This window comes from Sphingobium subterraneum, assembly GCF_014199435.1.
Lineage (GTDB): Bacteria > Pseudomonadota > Alphaproteobacteria > Sphingomonadales > Sphingomonadaceae > Sphingobium > Sphingobium subterraneum.
Window position 1 is genome coordinate 387,101 of sequence record NZ_JACIJP010000002.1, and the last position, 15,609, is coordinate 402,709.

The 15,609-nt window shown below is 61.9% G+C and carries 12 protein-coding genes, 1 tRNA gene and 1 riboswitch; of the genes, 12 read left to right on the plus strand and 1 reads right to left on the minus strand.

The annotated features are described in order from the left end of the window. Positions 1 to 59: 59 nt before the first annotated feature. The 6 genes from aroA (at position 60) to ihfB (ending at position 5,744) form a co-directional block, all read left to right on the plus strand. A complete protein-coding gene (gene aroA / locus FHS92_RS08580; RefSeq protein ID WP_184080284.1) occupies positions 60 to 1,382 on the plus strand; it encodes a 3-phosphoshikimate 1-carboxyvinyltransferase in 1,323 nt (440 codons plus the stop codon). Further along, complete coding sequence (locus FHS92_RS08585; protein WP_184079531.1) at positions 1,379 to 1,621, plus strand: CBU_0592 family membrane protein; 243 nt, start codon at positions 1,379 to 1,381, stop codon at positions 1,619 to 1,621. Before aroA ends, FHS92_RS08585 begins: the two co-directional genes overlap by 4 nt. Before the next feature lie 70 nt (positions 1,622 to 1,691). Continuing rightward, the gene (locus FHS92_RS08590; protein ID WP_184079533.1) at positions 1,692 to 2,657 is read left to right on the plus strand and encodes a methyltransferase domain-containing protein; all 966 of its coding nucleotides are present in this window, start codon (positions 1,692 to 1,694) and stop codon (positions 2,655 to 2,657) included. Between the two features lie 7 nt (positions 2,658 to 2,664). After that, positions 2,665 to 3,300 (plus strand): (d)CMP kinase, encoded by a 636-nt coding sequence (locus FHS92_RS08595; protein ID WP_184079535.1) that lies wholly within the window; start codon positions 2,665 to 2,667, stop codon positions 3,298 to 3,300. A gap of 194 nt (positions 3,301 to 3,494) precedes the next feature. Beyond that, positions 3,495 to 5,210 carry a 30S ribosomal protein S1 gene (gene rpsA / locus FHS92_RS08600; RefSeq protein ID WP_184079537.1) on the plus strand — a complete coding sequence of 572 codons (1,716 nt, stop codon included), beginning with the start codon at positions 3,495 to 3,497 and terminating at the stop codon, positions 5,208 to 5,210. Positions 5,211 to 5,462: 252 nt separating this feature from the next. Next, positions 5,463 to 5,744: an integration host factor subunit beta gene (gene ihfB / locus FHS92_RS08605; RefSeq protein WP_184079539.1), complete on the plus strand. Its 282-nt coding sequence runs from the start codon at positions 5,463 to 5,465 to the stop codon at positions 5,742 to 5,744. 50 nt (positions 5,745 to 5,794) lie between these two features. Here ihfB and FHS92_RS08610 read toward each other — a convergent pair whose 3' ends face one another. Next, entirely contained in the window at positions 5,795 to 6,343 is a 549-nt protein-coding gene (locus tag FHS92_RS08610) for a hypothetical protein (protein ID WP_184079541.1), read from the minus strand. A gap of 612 nt (positions 6,344 to 6,955) precedes the next feature. Here FHS92_RS08610 and uvrA point away from each other — a divergent pair. From uvrA to FHS92_RS08640, 6 genes are all read left to right on the plus strand, one after another. After that, positions 6,956 to 9,943, plus strand: a complete 2,988-nt coding sequence (uvrA, locus tag FHS92_RS08615; RefSeq protein WP_184079543.1) for an excinuclease ABC subunit UvrA — start codon at positions 6,956 to 6,958, stop codon at positions 9,941 to 9,943. Between the two features lie 151 nt (positions 9,944 to 10,094). Next, positions 10,095 to 10,185 (plus strand) — tRNA-Ser (locus FHS92_RS08620). 72 nt (positions 10,186 to 10,257) lie between these two features. Continuing rightward, positions 10,258 to 10,698, plus strand: a complete 441-nt coding sequence (locus FHS92_RS08625) for a ParB N-terminal domain-containing protein (protein ID WP_184079545.1) — start codon at positions 10,258 to 10,260, stop codon at positions 10,696 to 10,698. 320 nt (positions 10,699 to 11,018) lie between these two features. Continuing rightward, a riboswitch (cyclic di-GMP riboswitch) is annotated at positions 11,019 to 11,096 on the plus strand. 148 nt (positions 11,097 to 11,244) lie between these two features. Further along, complete coding sequence (locus FHS92_RS08630; RefSeq protein ID WP_221230969.1) at positions 11,245 to 12,372, plus strand: hypothetical protein; 1,128 nt, start codon at positions 11,245 to 11,247, stop codon at positions 12,370 to 12,372. 75 nt (positions 12,373 to 12,447) lie between these two features. Further along, on the plus strand, positions 12,448 to 14,049 hold the full coding sequence (locus tag FHS92_RS08635) for a ShlB/FhaC/HecB family hemolysin secretion/activation protein (protein WP_184079549.1): 1,602 nt from the start codon (positions 12,448 to 12,450) through the stop codon (positions 14,047 to 14,049). Positions 14,050 to 14,531: 482 nt separating this feature from the next. Further along, positions 14,532 to 15,593, plus strand: coding sequence for an SDR family oxidoreductase (locus FHS92_RS08640; RefSeq protein WP_184079551.1), 1,062 nt, complete (start codon positions 14,532 to 14,534; stop codon positions 15,591 to 15,593). The last annotated feature ends 16 nt before the right edge of the window (positions 15,594 to 15,609 follow it).

Genomic DNA, 15,609 nt, shown 5'->3' on the forward strand with positions numbered 1-15,609 from the left:
GCAAAGAAAGCGTCCGTCCCGCAATGTCGTCTTCCGATTCCGTATCCGCTGCCGTTTCCATGCGCTTCGATGCCGCGCCGGGCGCTCTGTCGGGGACGGTCGAGGTGCCGGGCGACAAGAGCATATCGCACCGCGCGCTGATGCTGTCCGCGCTGGCGGTGGGCCGGAGCCGCGTCGAGGGGCTGCTGGAGGGGGAGGATGTGCTTGCCACCGCGGCGGCGATGCGGGCGATGGGGGCACGGATCGAGCGCGAAGCGGACGGCATCTGGCATATTGATGGCGTGGGCGTCGGCGGCCTGCTGCAACCGCAGACCGCGCTCGACATGGGCAACAGCGGGACGTCGACCCGGTTGCTGATGGGTCTGCTCGCCAGCCACGACCTGACCGCGACCTTCGTGGGCGACGCCTCGCTCAGCAAGCGGCCGATGGGCCGGGTGATCGATCCCCTGAGCCAGATGGGCGCGGAGTTCACGGCGAGTCCGGGCGGGCGGTTGCCGCTGACGATGCGCGGGACCGTGCCCGCCGTGCCGATCACATATCGCCTGCCGGTCGCGAGCGCGCAGGTCAAAAGCGCGATCCTGCTCGCAGGGCTGAATACACCCGGCATTACGCGTGTGATCGAGCCGATCCCGACGCGCGACCATAGCGAACGGATGCTGACCGGTTTTGGGGCGCATATTAACATTTCTAATAACGCTGACGACGAGCGGGTTATCGAAGTCGAAGGTGAAGTTGAATTGAGGTCAATGAACATCAAAGTTCCTGGCGATCCGTCTTCAGCAGCGTTTTTATTGGTTGCTGCATTAATAGTCCCAAATTCAATAATTACAGTTAGAAATGTGACAATGAACCCTACTCGTGCAGGCTTGGTAACTCTCCTGGAAAACATGGGCGGGAAAATTATTAGGAAAAACCCTCGCTTTTTAGGTGGTGAGAGTGGTGAGATCGTATACGATCTTCAGGTTATGCATTCGGTCCTTACGGCAATCGAACCCGATCCGGCTGCCGTGCCGAGCATGGTCGACGAATTCCCGGTCGCCTTCGTCGCCGCCGCGCTGGCGCAGGGCCGCAGCGTGTTTCGCGGCCTGCACGAACTGCGCGTCAAGGAAAGCGACCGCATCACCGTCATGGCGGACGGACTGCGCAGCATCGGGGCGCGGGTCGAGGAGATCGAGGATGGCCTTGTCATCGACGGCACGGGCGGCGAGGCGCTGGAGGGAGGCGCGACGATTGCCACGCACCTCGACCATCGCATCGCGATGAGCTTCGCCGTCGCGGGGCTGGCGTCCCGCAAGGGCGTGACCATCGACGACATGCGCCCGGTCGCGACCAGCTTTCCGGGCTTTGTCGACCTGCTGCGCGCTCTGGGCGCGGGCGTGTGAGCTCGCTCACAGCCAATATCGTCGGCTTGCTGGGCAGCGCACTGATGGTGATCGCCTATGCGTACAGCAATGTGACGAAGCAGATGAACTTCGTGCTGTTCAATGCCCTCAATCTCGTCGGGGCGATCCTGCTCGGCGCATCGCTCACCGTGCATTACAACATGGCGTCGATGGCGCTGGAGTTCGTATGGGGCGGGGTCGCGCTGTTCGGGCTGATCAAGGCGTGGCGGGGGCGTTGACCGTTCTTGCACTTTTGGTCGTGATGTAAGATGCCAACGATTGCGGGGTGAAACAGGGGGGAATTTGTTGGTGTCTGAGCATCTGAACTGCAATGCGTGCGAAGCACCCCTGGGCCCGTGGCTCTCTATGTCCATCGACGCGATTAAAAATCAGCCCACCCCTTATTCGGCGGTTAAAAAATGCTCGGCATGCGGGCTGGGAATGCTCGATCCCTTACCCCCGGCGGACGCTATCCCCTCATTCTATGTGCTTGACAGCTATTATACCCATGGCGATGGACATGTTGTAAAACGCCCCCCCACAATCGCCGACAAGATATTGACGAAATTGGCGTGGCTGATGGACAGACGACGTCCTTTCGAACCAGCACAAATCGCGGAGCGCCTGCCAAAAGGCGGAAAAGTGTGCGATCTGGGTTGCGGGCACGCACACCATCTGAAAAGATTCCTCGACCTCGGGTTCGAGGTGACTGGCGTTGACCCTGATGCCGCAGCACGAGAATTTGCCGCATTGGCGGGGATCACTGTCGAGGCCGGAACGGGCGAAGATGTACCCGATACGTTGTCCGAGGGCAGCTTTGATCTGGTCCTGATGACCCATTCACTCGAGCATTGTCGTAATCCTCGCAAAGCGCTGGAGAATGTCTTTCGCCTCACAAAACCCGGCGGTCTCTGTTACATCGAAGTCCCGAACTGCACGGCGGAGCATTTCAAGACATTTACCGTTTGTTCGACGATGTTCGACGCTCCTCGTCATATGTATTTCTTTTCACCGACAAACCTGAAGCAATTGATGAGAAACATCGGTTTTGTGCCAATAGATATGCTCTATGATGGCTATGTACGGCAGTTCGATCAAAGCTGGCGTGGCTGGGAAACCACAATCGCGGACCGGTTAGCTTCACACGATCCTAGTCAGAAACCCCGGCGCCATAGTTTCTTTTCGTCCGTGCTGCTTCTCCTCCGTTCTTTTTGGCGCTCCCCAGACGAAAAATACGACTCGTTCGGGCTGCTGATGCAGCGGCCCCAGGTGTGAGGGTACGTTGATCATCGCCGTTGATGGGCCGGCCGCGTCGGGCAAGGGGACGATCGCGCGGGCGCTGGCCAAGCATTATGGCTTGCCGCATCTCGACACCGGGCTGCTGTATCGCGCGGTGGGGCTCAGCGTGGCGCAGGCCGGGGGGAATGCGCGCGATGCAGGCGATGCGCTGGCGGCGTGCGGGTTCGACGATGCGCTGCTCGCCGATCCGCGGCTGCGTGACGAGGCGACGGCTGCGCTGGCGTCGATCGTCTCGGCCCATGCCGAGGTGCGCGCGGCCCTGATGGCGCGGCAGCGGGCCTTTGCCGCGCAGCCCGGTGGCGCGGTGCTCGACGGGCGCGATATCGGCACGGTGATCGTGCCGCAGGCCGACGCCAAATTGTTCGTTACCGCCAGTCCGGAAGTGCGGGCGCAGCGACGGCTGGCGGAGATGAGAGCGCATGGCCTGACCGGCGACCGTGCCACCCTGACGGCCGAAATCGCCGCGCGGGACGAGCGAGACCGCAACCGCGCCAACGCGCCCTTGCGCTGCGCGGATGACGCGGACTTGCTCGACACCAGCGAAATGGCTATAGACGCGGCCGTCCGACAGGCGATTGCCCTGGTGGACGCGCAGGTGGAACGTCGGCGGCAACGCTGAACTGCAAGGGCAAGGCGGCGAAGCACCTGGCACGGCCAGATCTTCGGGCGCCCTTTTTGTCATTTCTCCCACTCACGCGTTTTCCGGCTGTTTTCTGGGGGATACGCGCGTTCGCATGGGGCGGCGCGGGTGGTTTGGCCAAAGACCTCCGGACACAACCGGATGGCCAGCAACGACGTACAAGGACTGAACTTATGGCCTCTACGGCATTTCCGTCGCGGGATGATTTCGCGGCACTTCTCAACGAATCACTGGGTGGCGAAGACGGCGGCTTTGAAGGCCGCGTCGTAAAAGGCACCGTTACCGCCATCGAGAACGACATGGCGATCATCGACGTCGGACTGAAGAGCGAAGGCCGCGTTTCGCTGCGCGAATTCGCGATGCCTGGCCAGAAAGCCGACATCAAGGTCGGCGATGAAGTCGAAGTCTATGTCGATCGCGTCGAAAACGCCCATGGCGAAGCGATGCTGTCGCGCGACCGCGCGCGCCGCGAAGCCGCATGGGACAAGCTGGAATCCGAGTTCACGGAAAATGCCCGCGTCGAAGGCGTCATCTTCGGCCGCGTCAAGGGTGGCTTCACCGTCGATCTCGACGGCGCCGTCGCGTTCCTGCCCGGCAGCCAGGTCGACATCCGCCCCGTGCGCGACGTCACCCCGCTGATGGACATTCCGCAGCCGTTCCAGATCCTCAAGATGGATCGCCGCCGCGGCAACATCGTCGTGTCGCGCCGCGCCATTCTGGAAGAAACCCGCGCCGAACAGCGCAGCGGCCTCATCCAGACGCTGGCCGAGGGCCAGATCATCGAAGGTGTGGTCAAGAACATCACCGATTATGGTGCGTTCGTCGATCTGGGCGGCATCGATGGCCTGCTGCACGTCACCGACCTTTCCTACAAGCGCATCAACCACCCGAACGAGATGATCAACATCGGCGATACCGTCCGCGTGCAGATCATCCGCATCAACCGCGACACGCAGCGCATCTCGCTGGGCATGAAGCAGCTGGAAAGCGATCCGTGGGAAGGCGCATCGGCCAAGTATCCGGTGGGTGCGAAGCTTTCGGGCCGCGTCACCAACATCACCGAATATGGTGCGTTCGTCGAACTGGAGCCGGGCATCGAAGGCCTGGTCCATGTCAGCGAAATGAGCTGGACCAAGAAGAACGTCCACCCCGGCAAGATCGTTTCGACCAGCCAGGAAGTCGACGTTATCGTGCTCGAAGTCGACAGCGACAAGCGCCGCATCTCGCTCGGCCTCAAGCAGGCGCAGAACAATCCGTGGGATAATTTCGCGGAGCGCAACCCGATCGGCAGCGTGGTCGAGGGCGAAGTCAAGAACGCCACCGAGTTCGGTCTGTTCATCGGCCTGGAAGGCGACGTCGACGGCATGGTTCACATGTCCGATATCGCCTGGGGCATTTCCGGCGAAGACGCGCTCAACCTGCATCGCAAGGGCGAGATGGTGAAGGCCATCGTGCTCGACATCGATGTCGAGAAGGAGCGCATCAGCCTCGGCATGAAGCAGCTTGAAAAGGGTGCGCCGGGCGTCGGCGCGGCCACGAGCGGCGGCACAGGCGGCCTGCAGAAGAACGCCATCGTCACCGTCACCGTGCTCGAAGTGCGCGACGGCGGCCTGGAAGTGCAGGCGGGCGAAGACGGCGTCACCGGCTTCATCAAGCGGGGCGATCTGGGTCGCGACCGCGACGAGCAGCGCTCCGAGCGCTTCCAGCCCGGTCAGAAGTTCGATGCGATGGTCATTGGCTTCGACCGCAGCAAGAAGCCCAACTTCTCGGTCAAGGCGATGCAGATCGCCGAAGAGAAGCAGGCTGTGGCGCAATATGGTTCGTCCGACAGCGGCGCATCGCTGGGCGACATCCTGGGCGAAGCGCTGAAGGCGAAGAGCGAAGGCTGATCCGCAGGGACGGGGCGGTCCGCCTGGGTGGACCGCCGCTTTCCGGTATAAAGACCATGATCCCCTGCTGGATGCCCGGCGGGGGATTTTTTTATCCCCTCTCCATCCTCGAACAATCAAATTATCCAATTCCACAATTTAGTGTATTGAAACGGCACGATTTTATAATAATCCTGCTGATTGTCATTTTCTTCTGCTTTGGGTATGACACTCCCGTCGTGCGCGTGGGGTCGCCCGGCACTGGGAGGGCAAATGATCCGTTCGGAGCTTGTTCAAAAACTAGCGCAGCAATATTCCGATCTCACCTTGATCGAAGTCGAGCGCATAGTGGATCTTTTCTTTAACGAAATCAGCGAGCAACTGGCGTCTGACGGGCGTGTGGAACTGCGCGGCTTTGGCGCGTTCACCACCCGCGCGCGGGAGGCACGCACCGGCCGCAACCCGCGCACCGGACAGTCGGTTTCGATTGACGCAAAGAAAGTGCCGTTCTTCAAACCCGGCAAGGAAATCCGCGATCGCCTGAACGCGAAATAAGTCGAACTTCCGGCGCCGGAGCAAGCGCTCCGGCATCCGGCGTGTTTGCCTCAGTTGGCGGCTTTGCTGATATCGACCTTTTCCACCCATTCCGGGTAGAAGCTGGGTTCCCGGTTCGACCATCCGATGGCGGTCGCCGCGGCCTCGCTGATCGACTGGAGCAGCACGCGCCGCTTGTCCGGATGAAGGTGCGGCAGACTCGCCGCGGCGCAAAACGCGCCCGGCAGCCACGGCCGCGCACCCGCGCCGATCAGCCGTTCATACAGAAAGCGGTAGGCGGCGAAGCTGATCAGCCGGTCCTGCCCCAGATCGAACGCGGATACCGTGACCAAGGGCGCCATGAACGGCTCCACCTGTTCCAGACCGCTGTCGTCGGGGACCATGGCACGAATTTCGTTGATCCGCCCGTAGACCCGCGCCTGCGCCCGGATGCTCGCGGCTTCCACGACGTCACGCGACCACAGTTCCATGGCATCGCGGCGGTTGAGCGCAATATCGAGCGACCGCCGGATGTAGCGCTGCGTGGAAGAAGGAAAACTGGCGAATTCGCGCATCTCTGCCAGGGTGATAGAACCGTCTGCCGACTTACTGAAACCCATATGTGCCTCCGACCCTTCTCGTCTGGACAATGCATCATGCGCCCACTTCGGTTAGCAAAGGCTTAAGCACTTGTATTGCCCCTGTTCATTATCGATCAGAATTTATTGTGCAGCGCAACATAAAATATGCGTGCTTGCGACGGATTGAGGGTGAGAGTCCCTCATCCGCCATGGATTGAATGGCGGGGCGGGCTCACAGGGCAGGCTTTGGCCAAACGAAAAACGCCTCCGGCGCAAGGGATGGCCGGAGGCGTATCCTGATGCTGTCGGGCATTGCAGGATCTCTCAATCTGTTGTGCGGAAAGGTTTACAGGCACCACCACGCAGCGCATCCTGTGCGCTGTCGCTCTGCATGTCACCCCTTGAGCGCCCCACCGCCCCCGCGAATCGATCACTTACGTAGCGTAATACGGGGCTTGGTTTCAATGGAAATGTATAAAACGGACATCGGGCAGGATGCCGTAACGGCAATCCGCCTTTTTTGCCGTAGACCTTCCATTCTGGGTGCGCGCGCCTATCTGATTGTTATTGCATGAGGCCCTTGCCCGCGCAGAACAAATCTGGAACAACTGCCGCTATGAAGACTCCCTTTCTCTTGAGAGCGACCGCCTAATGCTGACCCATATCAGCGTCCGTGGAGCACGCGAACACAATCTGAAGGGCATCGATGTCGACCTGCCGCGTGACAGCCTGATCGTCATTACCGGCCTGTCCGGATCTGGTAAGAGTTCGCTGGCGTTCGACACCATCTATGCCGAGGGGCAGCGCCGCTATGTCGAGTCGCTGTCCGCTTATGCGCGCCAGTTTCTGGAAATGATGCAGAAGCCGGATGTCGAGCATATCGATGGCCTGTCTCCGGCGATCTCGATCGAGCAGAAGACCACCAGCCGCAATCCGCGATCGACTGTCGCCACGGTGACAGAGATTTACGATTATATGCGCCTGCTGTGGGCGCGTGTCGGCATTCCCTATTCGCCCGCCACCGGGCTTCCCATCAGCGCGCAGACGGTGAGCCAGATGGTCGACCGGGTGATGCAGCTGCCCGAGGGAACGCGGCTCTACCTGCTCGCGCCGGTGGTGCGGGGACGCAAGGGCGAATATCGCAAGGAACTGGCCGAGTGGCAGAAGGCGGGTTTCACCCGCGTGCGCATCGATGGCGAATTTTACGAAATTCAGGATGCCCCGGCGCTCGACAAGAAGTTCAAGCACGACATTGAGGTGGTCGTCGACCGCATCGCAGTGCGCGACGACATTCAGACACGGCTCGCCGATAGCTTCGAGACCGCGCTGAAGCTGGCCGAGGGGCTGGCCTATGTCGATCTGGCCGATGGGGCGGTGGCGGAACTCGCACAATCTCTCGTCACGCCAGCGAAGGCCGGGGTCTCAGGCGACGACAGCGCGACCATGCCCGAGATCCCGGCCTTCGCCGGGATGACGGATCAGGGGAAGATGAAAGGTGCGGGCATCCCCGCCAACCGCATTGTCTTTTCCGAAAAATTCGCCTGCCCGGTTTCCGGTTTCACCATATCGGAGATCGAACCGCGGCTGTTCTCGTTCAACGCGCCGCAGGGCGCCTGCCCGGCGTGTGACGGGCTGGGCGAAAAGCTGTTGTTCGACGAACAACTGGTGGTGCCGAACGAAGCGCTGTCCATCAAGAAGGGCGCGGTCGTGCCCTGGGCGAAATCCAACCCGCCCTCCCCCTATTACATGCAGGTGCTTTCCAGCCTGGCGCGTGAGTTTGGTTTCTCGCTCGACACGCCGTGGGCAGAATTGCCCGGCGAAGTGAAGCTCATCATCCTGCACGGCACGGGCGGCAAGCCGGTGACGCTGCGCTTTCAGGACGGGCGCAAATCCTATGAGGTGAAAAAGCCGTTCGAGGGCGTGATCGGCAACCTCAACCGGCGCATGCTCCAGACGGAAAGCGCGTGGATGCGCGAGGAACTGGGCAAGTACCAGACGGCGCAGCCGTGCGAAACCTGTGGCGGGGCGCGGCTGAAACCGGAAGCGCTGAGCGTCAAGATCGCGGGCGAGGACATTTCCATTTCCACGCGCCGTTCCGTCGTGGACGCGCTCGCCTTCTTCACCGCCCTGCCCGACCAGCTCAACGGCCAGCAGAACCAGATCGCCAAGGCGATCCTCAAGGAAATCATCGAGCGGCTGGGCTTCCTCAACAATGTCGGCCTCGATTATCTCAACCTTGACCGGACGTCCGGCACGCTGTCGGGCGGGGAGAGCCAGCGCATCCGCCTCGCTAGCCAGATCGGATCGGGCCTGTCGGGTGTCCTGTACGTGCTGGACGAGCCGTCGATCGGCCTGCACCAGCGCGACAACGACCGGCTGCTCATCACGCTGAAGCGGCTGCGCGATCTTGGCAACACGGTCATCGTGGTCGAGCATGACGAGGACGCGATCCGCAGCGCCGACTATATCGTGGACATGGGGCCGGGCGCGGGCGTGCATGGCGGCGCGATCGTCGCAGAAGGGACATTGGCGCAGGTTCTCGCGAACAAGGGCAGCCTGACCGCCGACTATCTCAACGGCACGCGCCGGATCGAGGTGCCGGTCAAGCGCCGCAAGGGAACGGGCAAGAAGATTACGGTGCACAACGCGCGCGCCAACAATCTGCGCGGCGTGACGGCGAGCATTCCGCTCGGCACCTTCACCTGCATCACCGGCGTGTCCGGATCGGGCAAGTCGAGCTTCACGATCGACACGCTCTACGCCGCGAGCGCGCGGGCCTTGAACGGCGCGCGCATCATCGCGGGCGCGCACGACAAAATCACCGGGCTTGAGCATTGCGACAAGGTGATCGACATCGACCAGTCGCCGATCGGGCGCACCCCGCGCTCCAACCCGGCGACCTACACCGGCGCGTTCACCAACATCCGCGACTGGTTTGCGGGCCTGCCCGAAGCGCAGGCGCGCGGGTACAAGCCGGGCCGGTTCAGCTTCAACGTCAAGGGCGGGCGGTGCGAGGTGTGCTCGGGTGACGGCCTTATCAAGATCGAGATGCACTTCCTCCCCGACGTCTACGTCACCTGCGAGGAATGCCGCGGCAAACGCTACAACCGCGAGACGCTGGAGGTGAAGTTCAAGGGCATGAGCATCGCCGACGTGCTCGACATGACGGTCGAGGATGCGGTGGAGTTCTTCAAGGCCGTGCCGCCGATCCGCGACAAGATGGCGATGCTCGCCGAAGTGGGCCTGGGCTATGTGAAGGTCGGGCAACAGGCCACCACCCTGTCAGGCGGCGAGGCGCAGCGGGTGAAGCTTGCCAAGGAGCTGAGCCGCCGCGCCACCGGCAACACACTCTACATTCTCGACGAACCGACCACCGGCCTGCATTTCGAGGATGTGCGCAAGCTGCTCGAAGTGCTGCATGCGCTGGTCGACCAGGGCAACAGCGTGGTGGTGATCGAGCATAATCTTGACGTTATCAAAACCGCTGACTGGATCATCGACATGGGGCCGGAAGGCGGCGTCAAGGGCGGGGAAGTCGTCGCGGAAGGCACGCCGGAAACCGTCGCGAAGAACAAGCGCAGCTTTACCGGCGGCTATCTTGCCGGGATGCTGGCGGGGGAAAGCGTCGCGGCGGAGTGATCCGACGGCTTGCTTCGGATCCACGCTGCGCTGCCCCCGCCCCCGGACGCAGGGAAGCGGGCGCGGGCCAGGCTGCATCGCGCGCCGCACCCCCATCAAGCCGCTTGCCAGCCCCGATCCGAGCGGCTAGACGCCGCGTTCCAGAGCATGCGGAGCGGTGGCCGAGTGGTCGAAGGCGCTCGCCTGGAAAGTGAGTATACGTCAAAAGCGTATCGAGGGTTCGAATCCCTCCCGCTCCGCCATTCAGTCTGCCCCTATCCAATCTCCGGCCGATACTGGCTCGCATATCACAGCTCGGGCTGAAGGAAGTGCCCGTGATCACGATCACGGGTTTGTCCGAAGCGCAGGAGCGCAGAATTCGCCTTGCCGATAACAGGATCGCACTCCTCGCAGGCTGGGATCCCGATCTGGTGCGGTCGGAACTGGATTTCGTCGAAAGAAGCGGACTGGAAGCGAAACGAGACTTTACCAGCCCCATTCGACAGGTGATCGTCGCACGGTATGTCTTCTTGGCCCACATGATTGCATCGATCGTGTTCGATTGGAACATCGTCGGCGAGACAACAAGAGGGCAGAGTTTCATGCGGTCGCGACGTCGAACGGCATCGTCCGCCGCGGCTCGGACGGATATTGACGCTTCATCATCGACAACCGGTTCTACACAGGTCCGTCAACGCGCCCGCTCTGCTTTTTGCATTTTATCTGGGCTGACAGCGTTGTATCGGACCCGGGAGTCCGTAGCTGAAAGACTGTGACATAGCGGTCATTATCGCGCCATGCTAGGATTGTCGAAAGGCGTCATTCGAATGCGCAAGCTCGTCGTGGTTTGATCGACGCCGCCGACTATTCATCAATCCACCATTTATACACCAACTTCGGTATTTCTTATTAGGTGCCGGACGTTGCCGGGGTCAGCTCTATTGCCTCGCGACGATGAAACGGCACTGTGACTGAAATCGCTCAACAGCTATCCTGCCCTGCCGTTACCGTCGGAAAAAGTAGCTAGCGGCGCATTCACCTTCATTTTCCTGAACTATTTCAATAGCTAGGATTTGATAGATGTGGATCACATTGATCCCGACAAAGGCAAACCGGTGGCGACGCCGGGACGCAAAGCTTCCGGCCTTGGACACAAGGTAGCGGGGTTGCCGAAACTAACGCGGCTCGGGGTGCGAGTGGTCGGCTGATGGCCGATAACATGGCCACGAGCCGGCGTCTGCCCGCACAGTCCGATGAACGAAGAACTTCGTGCGAACCCTGGCTGCCTATCCCGACAGGAGGCATCACAGGAGACGATGGACATGGCACATTCAACATCTGCAAAGACAATAGGGCAGGGTCCCCTGCCGATTATGGCTGCGTGTTCGGCACTGGCATTGCTGCTGAGTGCGTGCGAAACGAGCGGCAGCGGTCGCATCGCAAGCGTCGGCACCCCGCCGCCCGGTTCGGGCAGTGGCGGTGGAACCGCTGATAACGAAAGCGGCAGCGGGTCCGGTGGAGGTGGTGGCACAGGTACCGGAAATGGCGACGGAGCCAGTTCCGGCGGTGGTTCGGGCGGCAGCGGAGGCTCGACAGGCGGTGGAACCGCAGGGGGCGGGTCTGGACAGAGCGGCGGCGGAGGCTCCCTGCCCGCCATCGCCCAGCCGGTGACGCCCGTGTTGGTCGCGGCTGGCAATGCGGTGCTGGGAGTAGCGGACGGCCAAGGCAACATCACGACGCCCATAGCTACAGCCCTGCCGGTGACCCAACCTGTTACGGGAACGATCACACGTGTCTTGACCGACACCGGCACCGTGCTCGTTGATGCGGGCGAAGGGCGGACGCTGTTGCTCGAAGGAGCGCGCGGCGTGGTAGGCGACGTTGTCTCCATTAACCTGGCAGGCCAGACGGTCATTACAGGATTGGACGGGACGACCGGGGCAATCGGCGTAGGGGCCCTGGGCAACACCCAACCTGTCGGGACTGTCGCATCGCTGGGCGTGTTGAACGCTGGTAATACTGCACTTGCGTCGGTCAACGGACTGGCTGACGTGCGCGTAACCAACGTAACCGCGTCGAGCGGAGGCGTCGCGGGCGATCTGCTCAATGTCGCACTCGGCGGCAACCAGCTGCTTGGGAGCGGTAACCCGGCGCTGATCAACGCCTCTGTGCTCCCGTCCACCACGCCCATCGTGGGTGCGGGCGGGACCGGCAGCGTGCTGGGTTCGGTGGGATCGACCGTTTCCTCGGGTGTGGGCTCCGTAGGTTCCGTCGCCGGCTCGGTCGGTGCGACGTTGGGCGCGGGCGGAGCGGCCACGGCAAATGTCGGAAGCGGCGGCGCATCAGTCGGTGCAGTGGGAGCCGCGGGAGCCGCAGCGGGCGGCAGTGTGCTAGCTCCGGTGACCGGCACGCTGAGTGGTATCGGCAACACGTTGGGGCTGCATCGCTGACGCAAGCCTTCCTGTGTGCGGCGGGCGTTGCCGATCGCCCGCCGCCACCCTTGCTCCTGTTTGCGGAAGGTTCTTATGGTCACGCTCCTGTCAGCAGCCACAACCCTGCTTGCGCTCGCTCAGCCGAGCACCGCTGTTCTTTCCCCGCCGATGATCCGCTCGGGCGATCAACAGGCCCCTGTCCAGCCCGGCGATGACGCATCGCCGACGACCCATACAAGCCAGTCGGTCGCCGTGGAGGCAGCGGACGGAGCTGTCCCGATCCGCAGCATCGGCTTTTCCGGTATGGATGCGCCTTTGGCTGTAGCGGACGCCGCGCGGCCCTATGTCGGGCGAAAAGCGACACGGCAAACGCTGGCGGAGCTGGCACATGCCATTTCTCGCGCTTATTCCCGCACCGGGATCGCCCTGTATACAGTGGCTATTCCCCGGCAGGATTTCGGCTCCGGCCATGTCCGCGTGCTGCTGGCCGAAGGGTTCGTCGAGGATATCGCCTTTCCCAAGGGCGCTTCTTCGCTTGTTGAGGCTTACGCCGCGCCTCTTCGGGCCGAGCGGCCCCTGCGTCGCCGTACCTTGGAGCGCTCGCTGTCGCTGATGCGCGACATACCCGGGGCGCAGGTCGATGCTACTCTGCTACGCGGGGATGAACCCGGAGGCGTCCGCCTTTCTGTCACGCAAGAGCGCAAGCACAGCGATCTTGCGTTCGGATATGATAATCGCAGCCAGAGCGGTCTGGGCGACGGACAATTACGCGCCTCAGCGAAGCTTTACAGCCTGTTTCAGGACGGCGACCGGACCGAACTTGCCGTGCTCACCGCCGGTGACCTCAAGCACTATCGCTATGCGGGGCTGGGCCACCAGATGCCGATCGGCGCCCAGGGCTTGGTTCTGGGACTCTCTGGTTCTTGGCTGGACACCCGGCTGAAGGGGCAGCCGATTACGGGCGAGGCACAGACACTCGGCCTTTCACTCTCCTATCCTATTATCCGGGGCTACAAGCGCAATCTGACGGTAAGCGCCGGCATCGATGGGTTGAACAGTAATGCTGCCTATCTGGGTGCGGTGGTTTCATCGGACCGCATTCGGGCGGTGCGCGCTGCGATCGGCTTTGCGGAAGCAGGTCCGAGAAGTGCGCTTAGCCTCGCTGCGACGGTCACCCAAGGGCTCGACATATGGGGCGCTCGCGGACTGCCGGGCTTTACAGACATACGGTTCACGAAGATCGTCGCCAACGCCCAGGTTGACCGCGCACTGGGCAAACGCCTGGTGGGCCGGTTGCGCCTGACGGGCCAGTACAGCGACGATCGGCTGGGCGGGAACGAGCGGATCGTTATCGGCGGTGCGGACTTTGGCAGGGCGTTTGATACCGCCTTGCTGAGTGGCGATCGGGGAGCGGCAGGCTCGTTCGAAATGGCGCTTCGCCCGTCTTTACCAGAACGCTTCAAGGGAACAGAAGTCTATGCGTTCATTGACGGTGCGCGCATCCGCGTGCTGGAGCGCCTTGCCCAGCCAACGGCCGATTACTCGTTCGCTTCGGCCGGAGGTGGATTGCGGATGGCCTACACGCCGCGTGCTTCGCTGTCGCTCGAAGGAGCCCGAGCGATCAAGTGGCCGTTCGCCGGCCCCGATGGCAGCTGGCGCGTCAATATAGCCTGGTCGTTGAAACTCCGCCGATAGGAATCCCGCATGCCGCGGATGAGGCGGGATGATTGAGCACGTCCGATATTCGAGGGTCACCGGGTCGCGGCCAGAATAACCGAGACTGTCTTGTCGGGTTGGTCCCATGCGGGGAAGTGTCCACTAGGCGCAAACGAATACAGATCTGCCCAGGGAAAAAGCGGTTATGGCACGCGCCGCGCTGAACGTGATGCATCTTGCGTCTTTCTCATTATTAGAAGCGCCGACGAACAAGATCCGATGATGGGCCACAGCCAGCTTTCTCCACCCGCCTTTCGCCGAAATCCGTTTCACTGTCGCCGGATCTTGGGGTCACTGCCGGAAATTCTCGCAGGGAGGTGGTCACCAGATAAACGGACCCGGCGCGCTCAATTCACCGGGCATTTGTGGAACGTCGCTTAGCGAGAGCCGTTCAGGAATACACGCAACATGGATTTGCCGTCAGCCACGCTGCCGTCCGGACCCAGAATGGGAGCATGACGATGGCGAAGAAGGCACTGATTGCGGGCGTTAGCGGCATCGTCGGAAGCGCGACAGCACAATTGCTCTTGGAGCATGGTTGGGAGGTGGATGGCTTAGCGCGGCGCGCGACGGATCAAGCGGGCGTTCAGCCTATTCTTGCAGACCTTCAAGACGCCGACGCAACCGCCATGGCCCTTGCCGATTGCCGCCCCGATGCGGTGTTTATCACAACGTGGCTACGCCAGAACAGCGAAGCGGAGAACATCCGGGTCAACGCGTCCATGGTCCGTAACCTTCTTAAGGCTCTGCGGGAAATGGAAGGGCCGCGCCATGTCGCACTGGTTACCGGTCTCAAACATTATCTCGGCCCCTTCGGGGCCTATGGTCAAGGCAGTTTGCCGCAAACCCCGTTTCGGGAGGAGCAAGGTCGGCTCGAGATCGAGAACTTCTATTACGCACAGGAAGACGAGCTATTCGCTGCGGCGGCACGCGACGGCTTCACTTGGAGCGTCCATCGGCCTCACACCGTGATTGGCGTGGCCGTCGGCAATGCCATGAATATGGGCACGACATTGGCTGTCTACGCCACGATTTGCAGGGAGACCGGACGACCCTTCATCTTCCCTGGCTCGGCCGCGCAATGGAATGGCCTGACCGACATGACCGATGCTCGTCAATTGGCCCGGCATCTGCTCTGGGCGACGACGACACCGGCTGCCGCGAATGAGGACTTCAACATCGTCAACGGCGATGTTTTCCGATGGAGCTGGATGTGGGGCCGCATCGCGGCATGGTTTGGCATCGAACCTGTCCCGTTCGACGGCGCCGTCCGTCCTCTGGAGCAGCAAATGGCGGCAGATGCCGCCACGTGGCACGCCATTGCCATACGGGAAGGCCTTCTGGAGCCCGACCTCCAGCGTCTGGCATCCCCTTGGCACACCGATGCCGATCTCGGTCGCCCCATAGAGGTAGTTACCGACATGTCCAAGAGCCGGAGAATGGGGTTCAGGGATTACCAAGCAACTGATGATGCATTCTACACGCTGTTCGAGCAACTTCGGGCTGGCGGGTGGATTCCGTAGTTTGCTGGACGTTTGG

What these genes read in the sequence shown, in the direction of transcription:
- aroA (WP_184080284.1), top strand. Translation starts at nt 60, where the DNA reads ATGCGCTTCGATGCCGCGCCGGGCGCTCTGTCGGGGACGGTCGAGGTG.
- rpsA (WP_184079537.1), top strand. Translation starts at nt 3,495, where the DNA reads ATGGCCTCTACGGCATTTCCGTCGCGGGATGATTTCGCGGCACTTCTC.
- ihfB (WP_184079539.1), top strand. Translation starts at nt 5,463, where the DNA reads ATGATCCGTTCGGAGCTTGTTCAAAAACTAGCGCAGCAATATTCCGAT.
- FHS92_RS08610 (WP_184079541.1), bottom strand. Translation starts at nt 6,343, where the DNA reads ATGGGTTTCAGTAAGTCGGCAGACGGTTCTATCACCCTGGCAGAGATG.
- uvrA (WP_184079543.1), top strand. Translation starts at nt 6,956, where the DNA reads ATGCTGACCCATATCAGCGTCCGTGGAGCACGCGAACACAATCTGAAG.
- FHS92_RS08630 (WP_221230969.1), top strand. Translation starts at nt 11,245, where the DNA reads ATGGCACATTCAACATCTGCAAAGACAATAGGGCAGGGTCCCCTGCCG.
- FHS92_RS08635 (WP_184079549.1), top strand. Translation starts at nt 12,448, where the DNA reads ATGGTCACGCTCCTGTCAGCAGCCACAACCCTGCTTGCGCTCGCTCAG.
- FHS92_RS08640 (WP_184079551.1), top strand. Translation starts at nt 14,532, where the DNA reads ATGGCGAAGAAGGCACTGATTGCGGGCGTTAGCGGCATCGTCGGAAGC.